Consider the following 15364-nt stretch of genomic DNA (forward strand, 5'->3'; position numbering starts at 1 on the left):
CGTCGACCGATAGATCCACTGTGCCTCGAACAGCACGCGAAACCCGGCGTCGGACAGGTCGAGACAAGCAAAACTGTCCTTGACCGAGGCACCCGGCGTGCTGCAGTCGATCCGCGCCAGAATGTCTTGGACCGACGCCTGCGGACTCAGCGTCACCGCATCCGGATACAGAGGAGGCGTCCGACGCGCACTCGACCACACGGCAGCGTCGAATTCGCCTGTTATTCCATGCGACCGGCACATCACATCGCACCACTCGGCATTGTCGCGCGCGGCAACCCGCACCAACTCGTTCCGGTGAATCCCCGCTACCACGGATCACATGGTGACAGATCCGACCGCTCACCTGGTGACAGATACAACCTGCAAGTGGCAACTAAAACCTGTCGCCACACCGCGGTGGTCTCTCGTCATCCCGGTTCGGCAACACACCCAGACTTGACAGGGAAGACGCCTGTTATGGCTGCCAGGTTCACGCACGCCAACGTCGGCCCCGTCCGCTCGTCGGCCTCCGGTTCGCCGAGATCTTCGGCGAACCAACCGACAGAGCCGAGCAAGAAGTCCTGGAACGACTGTTCGATATGGCCCATGTCGGCGGCTGGAGCCTCGAAACGCTGCGACGCCGGGGCGACCAGTTGCGGCGCGTATTGGCGGCCAATGGTGAAGACAGGCCGATCCGGCTCAGCCAGGTCCGTGCCGAACTGGGCAACGTCTGGCAGTCCCGGATCGCGGCGCGGGTGCTCGAACAGTGCGGTCGGCTCGTCGACGACACCGAGTCACCGACCCGGCAGTGGATCGACCGCCGAACCGCCACTCTCCCACCGGGATTCCGTGACGACGTCCGGGCCTGGATGCTGGTGCTGCACGAAGGCGAGGAACGAGCGCGGCCTCGGGCGGAGGCGACGTTGCGCGCCTACTTCAGCCGGGCACATCCGCCATTGACCGAGTGGGCGAGCACCCGATCGCACCTGCGCGAGGTCACCCAGGCCGACGTGTCCGTAGTGCTGAACCGGCTGACCGGGCACAAACGGGTCGGAACGTTCGTCGCGCTGCGCTCACTGTTCCGGTTTGCCAAGCGGCACCGACTGGTCTTCGTCGACCCGACACGTCGCCTGCGCGTGGGTGCCGCGCCGTCCCGCGTGCCGCTTCCGCTGACCGACGATCAGGTCGACGCGGTCACCGCCACGGCCGTGACGCCGATGCAGATCGCCAACAATATCGAGATTCCACGCATCAAAACCTCACTCCCACAACAGTTTCAGAATACAGCCGATCACACCGAGCAGCTTCGCCGCTGCCTGACCGACGACACCCTGCCACTCCCGTTCCGCATCATCGGAGCGCTGGTCCGGCTCTACGCCCTCCCCGTCGCCCGCATTCTCGAACTCACCGTCGACCGGTTCTCCCGCGACGACACCAACGCCTACCTGATCATCGACCAACACCCCGTGGTCATGCCGCCATCGCTGGCCGCACTCATCGAACAGCAGATCCAACACGCCCCGGCGACCACCCGCCCAGCAGCGCAACCGCCCTACCTCCTGCCGGGGTGTCCACCCAGTCGGCCCCGGAACATCCACGGAGTGAGCGACACCCTCAACAAGCTCGGCCTCCCCAGCCTCGCCGCCCGCAACACCGCAATGATGGCCAACATCGCCGACCTCGACACGATCGTCGTCACCGACATGTTCGGCGTCAGCCCGACCTCCGCCCATCGATGGGCCGCCTACGCCCAGACAAGCTGGGCACAATTCCTCGCCTGCACCATCACCACGACCGAGCAGGCACCCGACGGCATGCCTGGCCAAAGTTGAACTGCTGCCCGGTATTTCGAGAGGACCGCTGACGTGTTCGTCTGCCGACTGAGCGAACCGATCGACTACGTCCAGGGCCTGGCGCCACTTCACAAATGGATCGACGACAACCCCGATCACCTCACCTGGTCAGACCCTCACGAGCCTGCTCCGCCTGGCCGGCCACACCAACATCGCCGCCGCCCTGGGACACCATGCCCGCGACTACAACCGCTCCGTCGAACTGCTATTGGCCTGCTGAAACACGACTTTGCCGAGGCCCTGCCTGGGTACCAGCCGCAGTACGTCCGCTACGGCAAGGCTATGCGCCATTAAATTGCTCAGCGTCTTCCAGGACCCAGGCCACGATCTGAGCGCGGGAGGTGAATCCGAGCTTGGACAGGATATGTTCCGTATGCCCCTCAGCGGTACGTTGCGCGATCACCAGTTTCGCGGCGATCTGCTTGTTGGTCAGGCCTTGGGCGATCAGTTCCGCGACCTGCCGCTCGCGTTTGGTCAACTCCCCCGACGGGCGCGCGGCGTGGGTGGGCTGCTCCCCGAGTGCATAGGCCACCGCGGCATCCATGCCCTTCACCTGGCCGCGCCGAAAAGCCGCCACGAATCCGCGCGCGCCGAGGGCGGCACGCACCGTCCGGTGGCATTCCTCGTGGTAGGCCAACAGCTCCGGGACGCCGAACAGGATGTTACCTGTGGACTGCCACAGTTCGCCCGCGGCTCCCAACAGAACGGCGGCGTGCTCGGCAGCCCCATCGGCAGCAGCGATCCAGGCAAGCGCCTCGAGACTCTGCGCGGCAAGCATAGCGCTGCGCACCCGCCGGTTGATGCGCAGCGCCTCGGTGAGCAGTTCTTGAGACCGTCGCCGGTCGCCCTGCTTCCATACCGCGGTGCCCAGGGCCCACAGCGCGGTGGACCGGAACACCGTTTCGCCGTATTTCTCGGTGATCGCCAGTACTTTCCCGTGATATTCGATCGCTCGCGCGGGGTCGCCGTGCATGGCATGGTTCAAACCGAGAGTGATCAAAGCGCCGACGTACCGAGACTCTCGCGGATTCGCGCCGAACACCTCGATGACGCGTTCGAGGGCGGCCGAGGCCGAGGCGAGGTCACCCTCGTAGAACGCCAGATAGCCTTGGGCATAGTCGACCAGCGCTCGGATTTCCGGAGTGGGAGCTTGCTCGGCGAGCGCGCGTGCGTGCTGCACCAAGGCGGCTGCCGCTTCGAGGTCACCCTGGATTGCAGCCATCACGGCGCCGGTGTGCAGCGCCTTGACACGGTCGGGTATCGAGTAGACCTTCGGGTGGGCCAGGATGCGGTCGATCCAACGCCGGCCTTCTCCGAGCAGGCCAAAGTACGTCCAGAACAGCCACAGCGCACCGGCGGTGCGCAGTCCGGCTTCGGCCGCCCCCTCAGTGTCCTCTGCCAGGCTGCATTCGAGCGCCTCCCGCAAATTGGGTTCCTCACGTTCCAGGCGCGCGACCCAATCGAGCTGGCGATCACTGACCCACTCGGCCTCGGCGTCCAGCGCCAACCGCTGATACCAGTCGCGGTACCGACGCCGTAGCAGATCGGCTTCGCCGGACTCCTGCAACTTCTGCCGACCGTAGTCCCACACGGTGTCCAGCATCCGGAACCGCACGACGGCATCGGATTCCTCCCGGATCAGGACCGACTTGTCCACCAGCGAAGACAAGACATCGAGCACGCTGCCCGGCGCCATATAGTATCCGCACACCTGCTCCGCGGCCTCGAGCTCGAAACCGCCCACGAACACCGACAAACGGGCCCACAACCGCTGCTCGTCCGGAGTGCACAACTCATAGCTCCAGTCGATACACAACCACAGTGTCTGCTGCCGCGTCGGCGCGGTGCGGCTGCTTCGAGTCAGCAACGCGAACCGATCGTCGAGCCGCCCCAGGATCTGCTCCGGCGACATCATCCGCATCCGCGCCGCCGCCAGCTCGATCGCCAGCGGCAACCCATCCAGGCGGGCACAGATGCGGGCCACGGTAGCTACATTGTTCTCGCCGAGGGTGAAGCCGCTCACCGCGGCGGCGGCGCGGTCGGCGAACAATGTCACCGCGTCATACCGCGGCAGTCCCCGCAACGATGGTGCCCGGCCCGGATCCGGAACCGTCAGCGGCAGCACATGCAGCACCGCCTCCCCCGCGATATCCAACAGTTCCCGACTGGTGATCAGGACCCGGAGGTTCGGACATGCCCGCAACAGTGTTTCGACCAACTCCGCCACGGCCACCACCACCTGCTCGCAGTTGTCCAAGACCAGCAGCGCCCGCCGGGCGGACAGATAGTTGATCACGACTTCGTGCAATGGCCGTGTCGACTGATCATGAAGGCCCAGTGCGCCTGCAACCACCTCTATCAGCAGCGATGGATCCGACAGATTGGCCAGGTCGACAAACCACATCTCGTCGTCGACATCGTGCCGCACAGCCGCGGCGGCTCGTAGCGCCAGTCGTGTCTTGCCGACCCCACCGACCCCGGTCAGGGTCACCAGCCGCGAGGAGGCCAGCAGATTCTTCACCTCCGCCACCTCGGTGCGCCGCCCCACGAAACTGGTCAGCTCCAACGGCAAGCTACCCGCTCTACCACGACCCACCACCACCGGTGGCGGGTCCCATCCCCGTGTCTGTGGTTCGTGGTCGCGGCGCTGCGGGACCGGTTCACCCTGCAACGCCATCTCATCCACACCGAACCCGTGGTGCCGTTGCACCTGCCGGATCGCCTCCCCCAATGCCTCCGCCGACGGCCGCTCACCCGGATCACGGCTCATCGCCGCCACCACCACCACCGACACATCATCAGTAACACCGCTGTCACGCAGATCCGGCACCGGCTCGGTGGTGATCCGCAGAAACTGGGTCACCACGTTCTCCCCAGTACGCCGCTCGAACGCCGCATGCCCGGTCAACGCACAAAACAACGTCGCACCCAACCCATACACATCCGCCGCCGGAGTCGGAACCCGCCCCTCGAGCACCTCCGGCGCGGTAAACGCCGGAGACCCGGTCACCGTCCCCGCCCCGGTCCGGAACCCACCCGCAATGCGGGCGATACCGAAATCCGTCAACGCCGGCTCACCGTAATCGGTGAGCAGAATATTTCCCGGCTTCACGTCCCGATGCACGATGTGCAACCGATGCGCGCTCTGCAGCGCCCCAGCGATCTTCACCCCGACCCACAACACCGACTCCACCGCCAGCGGCCCCCAGCGACGGATCCGCACATCCAGAGAACCCAACGAGTAATACGGCATCACCAGAAACGGGCGCCCACCCGCAGTGGTACCCGCCTGCAACACCGTGACGACATTCGGATGACCAGTCAACCGGCCCATCACCTGCTGCTCCCGCACGAACCGCGCCTGATTCTCCCGATCCAGCTCGGCGGTCAATACCTTCACCGCCACCGTCCGATCCAACGAGGCCTGCGTACACCGATACACCACCCCGAAACCACCCCGACCGACCTCTTCGGCATCCTCGAAACCGGCTGCACTCAACTCGTCCGCGACCGGCACAAACTCGTCACGAAACGTCTGAAACGGATCATCCTTACTCATCAATAATCCACCACCATATCCACAGCAACCGAAAAAGGCGCTCGCTGACGGACAACCCCCCAACGTATCCCACGCAACCGCAACCACACGGTAATCGGGGATAACACCTCGTGAGGGTCTGACCAGGTGAGGTGATCGGGGTTGTCGTCGATCCATTTGTGAAGTGGCGCCGAACCCTCGACGTAGTCGATCGGTTCACTCAGTCGGCAGACGAACACGTTAGCGGTCCTCTCGGAATACCGAGCAGCAGTTCAACCTCTGGCTAGGCATGCCGTCCGGCGCCTGGTCGCTGCGGGCTGTTCTGGCTGGCGTTGCCCGCGGCGGCACTGGCAAGCTCAGATCCACTGGAATCGGCCAAATCTGACGTCACTGACGGCATGTATCGCCCCGTCTGGGCGTGTCAAGCGAACGCGCGCTCATGCAGACGAGCGGGTAGTCGGGTGCACTTCGGTTGCCTGAGCCGTACCGTTCGGTGACGTCCGCACCTCTACGGGGTTCAGGTAGTGTAACCGCCTAGAATCCAACGAAGGTCGGCATATCCCCCCGGTAGGGATGATTTATCGGTGACGCCCCTTTGAATCCGGGCGACACCGCCGACAGCACCTTCAGCTACGGTTACTCCGGTATCCGCCCGATTTTCGGCGAGTACCACGGCGACCCCGATTACTACCGGGACCCCTTTATGCGACCGAGACGCCGACGCGGCAGTCGCGGCCACGACACTTCACTGCGGGGCGGGACACGCTTCCCTTCAAGACGCAGAGCTTCCTCGGCTTCGCCATGGCCCGCCTGCGCTCAGCGCTTCCCGCGCTGCTCGGCGGCCCACGCGGTCAGTCCTTCGTGACGGCGATACAGTCGACCTCGATGTCGAAGGGGCCCGTCCACTCCGGTACGCAGAAGAAGATGCGGGCAGGCGGGTTCTTCGGGAAGAAGCGCTTGTAGACCTTGTTGAAAGTGTTGAAGCGGTCGGCCGAGATGCACATCACGTTGCATTTCAGCACATGGTCGAGGTCCGAGCCGGCGGCCTCGAGCGCCTTCTTCACCTGGGTGAGGATGAGCTCGACCTGGTGTTCGAACGGCGCGTTCGCGAGGATTTCCCCGGTGTCGGGGTCGAAAGGCGGCATGCCCGAGACGAACACCATGTTGCCGGCCCGGGTGCAGGTCGACACCGGCGCGCCCCACTTCTCGAAATTGCTGTCGATGGGTTCGATCCGGATGATTTCCCGTTCCATGCTTGTTACCTTTCCCTAGCGAGCAGTGGGTTCCATATCTGATTGACCGACGGATGCGGCGCCACGACATGGCGAAGTACATCCACCGGTACCTTGGCGACAACGGCGAGGGTGGCCGCCTGGACTAGTTCGGCGAACTGTGGCCCGACGAAGGTTGCGCCCAGCAGTGTGTCGGTGTCTGCGTCGATGACAAGTTTCGCCCAGGCATCGAAGCCATCGCGTTGTAGGGCGAGAGTGTGATCCGCCTCCGGGAATCGGGCGGGGCGCGTAGTGACCGCGAAGCCGTCTGCGCAGGCTTGGCTTTCCGTGCGCCCCACTTCGACCACCTGTGGGTCGGTGAATATCACCTGTGGAAGGTTGCTCGCGTCACGGGCGATCAACTCGTCGTTGCCGAGCTCGCGGCCTCGGGCACGGGCAGCAATCACGTCGGCGACGATCACGGCGTGGTACTGAGAGATATGGGACAGCATTGCGCGCCCGGTGGTGTCACCCATTGCGTACAGCCAGTCGCCGTCGACTCCGATGGTCTGCAGATGGTTGTCGACCTGCACGAAGTCACCGTCGCGCAGCCCTACCGTGTCCAGGCCGAGGCCGCCGGTGTTGACCAACCGTCCAGTGGCCATCACGATTTCGTCGACTTCGATGCGCTGATCGCCGAAGGTGGCGGTGACGGCTCCGTCGACGACGGGGCGTGATGCCGCCGACAACTGAGTCCCGAAATGAATCTTTACACCCTTGCGGCGCAGAGATTCAGCGACCATTTCGGCGGCGACGGGTTCAGAGTTATGCAGTAGGGTATTTCCGCGCACCAATAGGGTGACATCGGAGCCCAAGCCGGCCAGGATGGTCGCGAATTCCACGCCGACGACACCGCCGCCGACCACCAGAGTGCGTGGCGGTACGTGCGTCATGACCGATAGATCGCGATTGGTCCACGGCTGTACGCTGGCCAGGCCTGGTATGTCGGGAATAGCGGGGCGGGTGCCGGTCACAAGAACGACCGCATGCCTGGCATGGAGGGAGTCCTCATGACCATCGGCGTACGTCAGCGTGACCTGCCGTTCCCCCGATAGCCGCCCGTGAGCATGGATTACTTCGATGCCGGCCTGCTTGAATGCGGCCACGGCCGCGTCATCGGAGAGATGGTTGATGATTTCGTCTCGCTTAGCGAAAACCGCAGCTATGTCCGGCTGATCGCTTTTCACCGTCTCGCGCACGCCTGGAACGGCTTTCGCTAAGGCAAAGACCTCAATCGGACGAAGCAGTGTTTTCGTCGGATTGCATGCCCAGTAATGGCATTCGCCGCCAATGAGGCGATCCTCAACCAAAGCGACCTTGAGCCCTTCGGCCGCAAGATAGGGCGCAACATGCGCACCACCTGTGCCGCCGCCGATGATGGCAACGTCGAATTCTTTTGTCTCAGGCATAGATACCTGCTCTCTTCGAAAATTCGCTTCGCACTTCGGAACGGAGTACGCGATTCACATGTGTATGTAGACCAGCATGCAACTGCCGCGCCCCAGCAAACATATAATATCGGTTTCGCCGTCGGTGTCATACAGATTCATTGAAGAGCTCCGTCTCGGCCTCTTCGGCCACCATGTACTCCGCGTACCAGTCGGGCCGGTTCGGATCTGCCGCGCCGGTCCACTCTTCGCGCTTGGGGTCGCCGTAGTACTCGCCGAAAATCGGGCGGATGTCAGAATAACCGGAGCTGAAGGTGCTGTCGGCGGTGACACCCGGATTCAAAGAGGTGTCACCGATAAATCATCCCTACCGGGGGATATGCCGAACTTCGTTGGATTCTCGTCGATTACTATCGGAACCCCGTGAGGGCGTGCTCGAATTCGGCGACTGCGTCCAGGATCTGGAAGAACATGTGATCTGGAAGAATATGTAGTGAACGTGCCGGGCCACTCGTTGGGGGTAGCGCCAGGGCGCCCACCGCCTGCAGCAGCGGGCGCCCTGATGTGTTCGTTATCGCCGGATCGTGTTCGGCGGCGGCCTGGGCGCGGGGGCGCCGGTGTCTGGTGGCTGCATGAGCATCCCGTCACGCGCTTCGGACTCGTTCTGTACCGTCATGAGATGCTCTCCATAATTGGGTTACACGACCCATTCTAATGGATTTTTTTGGTCTGTCAAACCCAAAAAACTTGGAGGATGCTGAGGAGTGTCAAGCGCATGCGCCGACTGTGACGGTGCAGGTGAAAGGCTTGGTAGTAGCGGTCTTGCGCCGGGCCGGGCCTGGAGTGCAGGGTGGTCCTTAGCGAGAGACGGCCGACTCGTCGATCTGGGCGCGGTAGCCCGCGCGCAGGATCGCGAGGATCGCGGGCGGGGTGATGACCTCGGCCTGTCCGCGCGCGGGGCGAGGCCAGCGGTTCTCGTAGCCGCGTTCGGTCCACTCGATTAGCTCCGAGTCCAGCACCAGTGCCGGTGTCCTGTCGTGCAGGACGAAGGCCCCGTTCGGAAGCGTGTGCCATTCCAGGTCGTGAAGGCGCCGCCGCCGGGTGCCCTTGATCATGCGTTCGGCGTGCAGGCGCCGGTTCATCTGCCGTGCGCTCGGCGGTCCCTCGTCGCCGCTCTCTCGCGGCCAGGCGTTTTTGAAGGCCGTGTAGTCGCGGTGGCGGCACTCTCCGCACGGGCGATGACCGGCGGCGAACGAGACGGCCTCGTCGTAGAAGAACAACCAAGTCCGGCGGTGCGGTTTCCACTGCTCCACGTGGCGGCCGTTGAACTCCAGCCCGCAGGTTATCCAGAGGTCCCCGCCGTGCAGGCGCACGATCTCGTGCCCTTTGTGGATGATCCCGCGATTGCCGGTCCAGGCGCCGCGTAGCGGTATGGCGGTGATCTCTCCCAGGGGGGTCACCCGGTTGCGGTAAGGCATGGTTCTGATGTCCTCTCGGTACGAACCCCGGTGGGGCTACGCCTGGCTGCCTCGGTCGTCGGGGGGCTGTGCGGCGAGCCGGGGGGCGGTGGGTGCGCGGCCCACAGGTGGTTGGACAGGTAGGAGCGCCAGGGTGAGATGTCGGCGCGGCGCTGCTCGAGGCTTATGCCGCGCTTCTGCGCGGCGCGTAGCAGCCCGAGATCTGTGGTGAGCAGGATGTCGGGATCGCCCATGGCGCGCATCCGGATGTATTCGGCGGTCCAGGGCCCGATGCCGTGCAGTGCCAGCAGGATTGCGTGTTCGGCGTCGCGGTCGGCCTCGGGCCCGAGCGTCAAGCCTCCCGACGCGCACGTCTCGGCGAGCGCGATCAGGGAGCGTGCCCGCGAGCGGGGCATCGCCAACGCCTCGGGGTTGATGGCGGCGAACTGTGCGGGTGTCGGGAACAGTTTGGCGAGACCATCCGGCATGGCGTCCGACCCGTAGTCGGTCACGATCTGATTCAGGCGCATGCGTGCGGCCTGAACGGAGATCTGCTGTCCGATGATGCCCCGCACGGCGATCTCGAAGCCGTCGACGGCGCCCGGCGATCGTAGGCCCGGACGTTTGAGGACTAATGCGGCCACCGCAGGATCGCTGCTCAGCAGCGCATCGATGGCGACCGGGTCCGCGTCGAGGTCGAGCAGGAACCTGATCCGGCGCAAAGCCACCTCGATGTCGCGTGTGTCTCGCAGTTCGAGGTGGCATTCGATCGCATCGCCTGCGTCCCATAGTGTGAAGCGCACCGGGCCGCCGGCGGTGTGCATCGTACGCGTATACGCGGTGTCGGTGATGCTCTCGAATGCCGGAACGGTTCGAAGCCGCAGGTATGCCAGCGTGTGGGCGAAATCCATGGGGGCGGTAAAGCCCAGGCGTACCGTCACCTCGCCAGGCATCGCGGAGGTTCCGCTGGTTCGAGCCTGAGCTCGAAGGACCCGTGGGGCCGCCCCGAACGTGGCTGTCAGGGACGAGGCCATGGCCCGTCTTCCGGAGAATCCCGCGAGCGCCGCGACATCGGGCAAAGTGAGAGCGGTGGATTCGAGGAGAGTCCGGGCCGTATGGGCACGCTCCGTCGGTCCAGGCCGCGATTGCTCCGCCTCATGTGTGGCCTTGGTGCCGCGACCGCCCGGCCGGGCGATGGCTTCGTTCGAGGGTTGGGGGATGGCTTCGTTCGCGGGTTGGGGGATGTTCATGCGGCTCGTCTCCTGAACTGCCCTGTTGTAGGCACTGTGTTCGACGCGGCGCTCAAGCCGCAATGACCGTCTCACACCGGATACGCAGATCAATCGGCCAAACGGTGTGGTGCCATGCCTCGGCCTGGGACTCTGTGGTTCCGATGATCGACCGGCCTATGCGGCACGAGAGCGGAACGCCCACATCGAACGGTTTCGATTCGGAGCGGGTCATCGGTCGCGCTCCTCGCATCGAGATTTGAGCTGGAAGACCCATTTTTTTGGGCCGTGCCGCCTAGTAGACGCCAAGATTTATGGGTTTTCAAGCCCAATTCTGGGAGTAGCATAGCTGGTATGACGAGCACTATCGAGGCGATGTCGAAACTGACGCCGAAGGGCCTGGCGACCAGGACGCGGATCGTCGAGGCAGCCGCCGAGCTGATCTACGAGCACGGCGTGCACGGCGTGAGCAACGAGGACGTGCGCAAGGCGGCCGGTGTGAGCGGGTCCCAGCTCTCGCACTACTTCGGCGACAGGGAGAGCCTCGTGCGTGCCGTGATCGCGTGGCGGGCCGACCGCATCATCGACCTTCATAAGATCCCGCAGCTCGGCGGGCTCGACTCCTTCGCATCCCTGCGCTTGTGGGCCGACTCCTATATCGAGCGGGAGGAGGTGTGCCGAGGCGGCTGCAGCTATGGGTCTTTGGCCGGAGAGATCCTTAAGACCGATCCGGATACCAGGGAGGAGATAGACGAGGGCTTCCAGCTGTGGGAGGACCTGTTCCGTCGCGGCCTGAGCGCCATGCGTGAGCGGGGGGAGCTGCGCCGCACCGCGGACCCCGACCAGCTGGCCGACGTGCTCATGGCGGCCTTCCAGGGAGGCATGCTGCTGACGCAGGCGGCCAACGACGTCACCCCGCTGCGCAATGCGCTCAACGGCGCCCTCGCCTACGTGGCATCCTTCGCCGCCCGCAAGAAGTCTGCGTAAGGCCGCATCCCACCGGAATTCGCGCACATACCCGGGCTCGAGCGCACACGCCAGGTTTGCGAGCCTGGCCGCAGGATCGCTTGGCGCGCGACAGACTTGCCGCATGGAACTGGAACTCGCGGTCCTCGTCGGCTTGCAGGCCTCGGGCAAGTCGACGGTCGTCGTATCCCGGTTCGCCTCGACCCACCTGTTCAGCAAGGACCTGGTGGGTTCGGCCAGGGACAAGGACCTGCGGCAGCGGCGCGAGATCGCGGCGGGATTGGGCCTGGGCCGAAGCGTCGGTCGGGGTCGCCGAGGAGGCGGATGCGCGCGTGGTGCGCCGCCGAGTCGATGAACGACCGGTCGCGATCACCTCTTGGAACTGCATTCTCGTCGCACAGCGGGAACTCGGGCAGGGCTGCGGTGAAGCCGTGCGCCAGGATCTGCCCGCAGCCGGCGATGTACCTGTACTGATCCGGATGGAGCTAGCGGGCGCTCAGTTGGTTTCGATGTCCGGCTCGTCGCTCATTCCCCATCCCCTTGTGCGTCTGCGATCAGCTGGTGGGCCTGGCTGAAGGACATTCCGTCGGTGGCTGCTCCAATATCGCCATGGGCGAGTTGGGTGGCGGCTTGCTGGAGCGCGCCCATGACCCGGGTGTAGAGGGCGGCGCCCGTGCTGATGCGCACGACTCCCGCACGCTGGAGTTCGGCGACGGTGACCGGTCCATCGGCCGGGCTCACGACCACGTTGACCGGTTTCGGGGCGACGGCCTTCACGATGGCGACCACGGAGTCCATGTTGGGCGGGTAGGGGGCGTAGAGCACGTCGGCGCCGGCTTCGGCGAACGCGGTCAGCCGCCGGATCGTGTCCTCGAGGTCGGGGCGACCCTGGATGAAGTTGTCGGTGCGGCCGGTCAGCATGATCCGGCCCTTGGCCACTTCGGCGGCGGCGCGCACGCGGGCGACGGCGTCGTCGAACTCGCGGATGGGAGAGTCGGGGTTACCAGAGGTGTCCTCGATGCCGATTCCGGCCAGCCCGGCCTCGATCGCGGCCTTCACGGTCGCCGCTACATCAGCCGGACGCTCGCCGTAGCCGTCTTCGAAGTCCCCGTTGATCGGCAGCGCGCTGAGCCGGCCGAGCAGGCGGGCGTGCTCGAGGTGCTCCTCGAGGCTGACCGCGTGTCGCCCATCGAGCCGCCCGAGCGCCGAGGCAAGCGCCGCCGAGGAAGTACCGATAGCCTCGAAACCGGCGGCCTCGAGCAGCAGCGCGGACAGCCCGTCCCAGGCGTTGGGCATCACGAACCCGCCCTCACGCAGGTGCAGGTCGAGGAACCGCTCGTACATATCCGGATTCGCCATGACCGTCCTCCTCGAGCGTGGATACCCGACGGCCCTCAGCGCGCCGGGGCAGGATCGGACGGGACCATCGGTCCCCAACCGTGCCCGGCTGTCCCCGCTGCAGCCGCGTACTGCCTGGGCCTGAGCGCCAAGCCGGGGTCACCTCGGCGGCTTCCTCAACGTTAGCTCCGGCACGAGACCACCCTATGTCGGGGCTGAGCGCCGCACGACTTCCGGAAGCGGTCAACGCAGACCTGCCGGCATGACTTCGACCGCGCCGAATGCGAGAAAGCCCCGACCTGGGCGTCGAGGCCTCGCAACAGAGCTCACGGCACGCACCACCTGCCCCGGTGCAGGAGTGACCTGTGCCGATATGAGCAGGGGGCGTTACCCGTCGGTCCGATCCCTGTCCAGCATGTGGACGCGACGGGCGGTCCGGCGCGTTTTTTGCTGGCTGCTGCTGGTGATGTTGACGCTGAGCGCTGCTGCGCCCGCCGACTCGGGGTCCGATCGGGGGGCGCCGAGCTGCGCCGAGGCTGAGCACGGTCGGGCAGGATCGCGGCGAGTTCGCGCAGCGTTGCCAGTGCCGCGGATATCTCGGGAAACTCCGCCGGGCGGGCCTTGTTGATGGCGTTGTGGAGCTTGTTGAACCCCACCCATCCCCAGTAGAGGCTTACCACCCTCGAGCCTTCTTCTGGCGGCCGAAGGCGATGATCGTGCCGGCGGCCAGGACCCCGAGGGCTGCCTGCAGGATCCAGGCGTGGTGGTAGTCGGCGATGGGGTCGCCACCTACGGTCAGGACGACCAGCAGGGCGATGCCGATGGCGGCACCGATTTGGCGGCCCATGTTGAGCACAGCGCTGCCGGTGGTGGCGCGGTCCGGCGGAAGGGTTCCGGCCGCGGCGTACATCGAGGCCCAGGTGAGCCCGCCAGCGATGCCCATGGCGATCAGCCCCGGGAACAGGCTGGTCCAGTAGTCGGAGCCGGTGTTCACGGTGAGCAGCCAGATGACGGCGGCAACTGTCATCGCGAGCGTTCCGGTCACGGTCGGCAGCACGCGTCCGAAGCGCTTGTTGATCGGTCCGGCCAGGACGGCGAAGACGATCGAGACGACAGGGGCGGGGGCGATCCCGCTGCCGGCGCGCAGCGCGGAGTAGTGCCAGATGTTCTGCATGAACAGCGCGCCGCCGAGCAGGAAGATCGAAAAGCCGGTGGAGAACAGGATCAGACCGACGGCGGAGGCGGTGAAGATGCGGCTTTCGAACAGCCGCTTCTCGATCACCGGCGAGGCGGCCCGCAGCGTGCGCTGGAGGGTCGCTACGGCGGCGACGGCCGCGGCGATGAACAGGCCGATCGTGCGTGAGTTGCCCCAGCCCCATGCGGGCCCCTGGACGGTGGCCAGGATCAGCAGGCCGACCGCGGCGAACAGGCCGATCACGGAGGCGGGGTCGGGCAGCCGGGTTCCCTTGGGCTGCCGGATCTCGGGCAGCAGGATGGCGCCGGCAATGATCGTGGCGATGCCGATCGGCAGGTTGATCAGGAAGATCCACCGCCACGAGATGCTCACCAGCAGGCCGCCGATGGGCGGTCCGGCGGAGGCGGCCACGCCTCCGGTGCCCGCCCACAGTCCGACGACCAGGGTGTGCTGGCGCTTGTTGAACGAGGGCAGCAGCAGGCCGAGGGTGGTTGGGACGATCATCGCCGCACCGACCGCCTGGATGGCTCTGGCGATGATCAGTACTGCGAGGTCGGGTGCGGCGGCGGCGAGGACGGATGCGGCGGTGAACACGGCGATCCCGGTAAGCAGGACCCGTTTGCGTCCCCAGAGGTCCGCGATTCGCCCGGCCGGGACGAGGGCGGCGGCGAAAACGATCGCGTAGGCGTTGAGCACCCAGGAGAGGGCGGATATGCCCGATCCCGGGTAGGAGTGGCTCATTCCGTCCAGGGAGACGTTCACGACGAAGAAGTCGAGCAGGGCCATGGATGCGACCGTGCTCAGCACGCCCATGATCGCCCAGCGGCGGGGGTGTCCTTCTTGGGGATTTCCAGGTGTGTTCGGCGCTGGCCTGGACGCGGGGGCGCCGGTGCCTGATGCCTGCATGAGCGTGCCGTCACGCGCGTCGGACTCGTTCTGCACCGTCATGAGATACTCTCCTCGATTGGGTTTCGCAGCCCACTTTACGTGCTTTTTTTGGGCTGTCAAACCCAAAGAGCTTGGTAGTAGCGGTCTTGTGCCATGACGCGCGTCGATCGTCAACGATTCACCGAACCCGCAGGTCATGCCTTGGGCATCACCTGCCGCGCGCTTACCGGCTTTATGTCGTGCACAAGCTTTTGAATGG

11 protein-coding genes are annotated in these 15364 nt (G+C 65.3%); 3 read left to right on the forward strand and 8 right to left on the reverse strand.

What is annotated here, in order from left to right; translation table 11 throughout:
• The first annotated feature begins 581 nt into the window (after positions 1 to 581).
• Positions 582 to 1814, forward strand: a complete 1233-nt coding sequence (locus KO481_RS10395) for a site-specific integrase (RefSeq protein ID WP_215916849.1) — start codon at positions 582 to 584, stop codon at positions 1812 to 1814.
• Between the two features lie 301 nt (positions 1815 to 2115).
• On the opposite strand, the gene KO481_RS10400 is transcribed toward KO481_RS10395, so the two are convergent.
• From KO481_RS10400 to KO481_RS10425, 6 genes are all read right to left on the reverse strand, one after another.
• Positions 2116 to 5394, reverse strand: coding sequence for a protein kinase domain-containing protein (locus KO481_RS10400; RefSeq protein ID WP_215916850.1), 3279 nt, complete (start codon positions 5392 to 5394; stop codon positions 2116 to 2118).
• An 830-nt stretch (positions 5395 to 6224) separates the two neighbouring features.
• Positions 6225 to 6626 carry a RidA family protein gene (locus KO481_RS10405; protein WP_215916851.1) on the reverse strand — a complete coding sequence of 134 codons (402 nt, stop codon included), beginning with the start codon at positions 6624 to 6626 and terminating at the stop codon, positions 6225 to 6227.
• A 5-nt stretch (positions 6627 to 6631) separates the two neighbouring features.
• On the reverse strand, positions 6632 to 8053 hold the full coding sequence (locus KO481_RS10410) for a dihydrolipoyl dehydrogenase family protein (protein ID WP_215916852.1): 1422 nt from the start codon (positions 8051 to 8053) through the stop codon (positions 6632 to 6634).
• A gap of 127 nt (positions 8054 to 8180) precedes the next feature.
• Positions 8181 to 8375, reverse strand: a complete 195-nt coding sequence (locus KO481_RS10415; RefSeq protein ID WP_215917394.1) for a hypothetical protein — start codon at positions 8373 to 8375, stop codon at positions 8181 to 8183.
• Between the two features lie 514 nt (positions 8376 to 8889).
• On the reverse strand, positions 8890 to 9492 hold the full coding sequence (locus KO481_RS10420; RefSeq protein WP_308166487.1) for a hypothetical protein: 603 nt from the start codon (positions 9490 to 9492) through the stop codon (positions 8890 to 8892).
• On the reverse strand, positions 9489 to 10442 hold the full coding sequence (locus KO481_RS10425; RefSeq protein WP_215916854.1) for a DNA-3-methyladenine glycosylase family protein: 954 nt from the start codon (positions 10440 to 10442) through the stop codon (positions 9489 to 9491). Before KO481_RS10425 ends, KO481_RS10420 begins: the two co-directional genes overlap by 4 nt.
• Before the next feature lie 630 nt (positions 10443 to 11072).
• Between KO481_RS10425 and KO481_RS10430 the strand changes: the two genes are divergently transcribed.
• Positions 11073 to 11705, forward strand: coding sequence for a TetR/AcrR family transcriptional regulator (locus KO481_RS10430; protein ID WP_245400728.1), 633 nt, complete (start codon positions 11073 to 11075; stop codon positions 11703 to 11705).
• A 103-nt stretch (positions 11706 to 11808) separates the two neighbouring features.
• On the forward strand, positions 11809 to 12039 hold the full coding sequence (locus KO481_RS10435; RefSeq protein ID WP_215916855.1) for a hypothetical protein: 231 nt from the start codon (positions 11809 to 11811) through the stop codon (positions 12037 to 12039).
• Between the two features lie 170 nt (positions 12040 to 12209).
• Here the strand turns inward: KO481_RS10435 and KO481_RS10440 are convergent, their stop codons facing one another.
• Both KO481_RS10440 and KO481_RS10445 read right to left on the reverse strand, forming a co-directional pair.
• Entirely contained in the window at positions 12210 to 13043 is an 834-nt protein-coding gene (locus tag KO481_RS10440) for an isocitrate lyase/PEP mutase family protein (RefSeq protein ID WP_215916856.1), read from the reverse strand.
• A gap of 652 nt (positions 13044 to 13695) precedes the next feature.
• Positions 13696 to 15165 (reverse strand): MFS transporter, encoded by a 1470-nt coding sequence (locus KO481_RS10445; protein WP_215916857.1) that lies wholly within the window; start codon positions 15163 to 15165, stop codon positions 13696 to 13698.
• Positions 15166 to 15364 lie beyond the last annotated feature (199 nt).

The sequence above is a fragment of the Nocardia albiluteola genome (assembly GCF_018860155.1).
In the GTDB taxonomy this organism is placed as follows: Bacteria; Actinomycetota; Actinomycetes; order Mycobacteriales; family Mycobacteriaceae; genus Nocardia; species Nocardia albiluteola.

What these genes read in the sequence shown, in the direction of transcription:
- KO481_RS10395 (WP_215916849.1), top strand. Translation starts at nt 582, where the DNA reads ATGGCCCATGTCGGCGGCTGGAGCCTCGAAACGCTGCGACGCCGGGGC.
- KO481_RS10410 (WP_215916852.1), bottom strand. Translation starts at nt 8,053, where the DNA reads ATGCCTGAGACAAAAGAATTCGACGTTGCCATCATCGGCGGCGGCACA.
- KO481_RS10445 (WP_215916857.1), bottom strand. Translation starts at nt 15,165, where the DNA reads ATGACGGTGCAGAACGAGTCCGACGCGCGTGACGGCACGCTCATGCAG.
- KO481_RS10435 (WP_215916855.1), top strand. Translation starts at nt 11,809, where the DNA reads ATGGAACTGGAACTCGCGGTCCTCGTCGGCTTGCAGGCCTCGGGCAAG.
- KO481_RS10440 (WP_215916856.1), bottom strand. Translation starts at nt 13,043, where the DNA reads ATGGCGAATCCGGATATGTACGAGCGGTTCCTCGACCTGCACCTGCGT.
- KO481_RS10425 (WP_215916854.1), bottom strand. Translation starts at nt 10,442, where the DNA reads ATGCCTGGCGAGGTGACGGTACGCCTGGGCTTTACCGCCCCCATGGAT.
- KO481_RS10430 (WP_245400728.1), top strand. Translation starts at nt 11,073, where the DNA reads ATGACGAGCACTATCGAGGCGATGTCGAAACTGACGCCGAAGGGCCTG.
- KO481_RS10400 (WP_215916850.1), bottom strand. Translation starts at nt 5,394, where the DNA reads ATGAGTAAGGATGATCCGTTTCAGACGTTTCGTGACGAGTTTGTGCCG.
- KO481_RS10405 (WP_215916851.1), bottom strand. Translation starts at nt 6,626, where the DNA reads ATGGAACGGGAAATCATCCGGATCGAACCCATCGACAGCAATTTCGAG.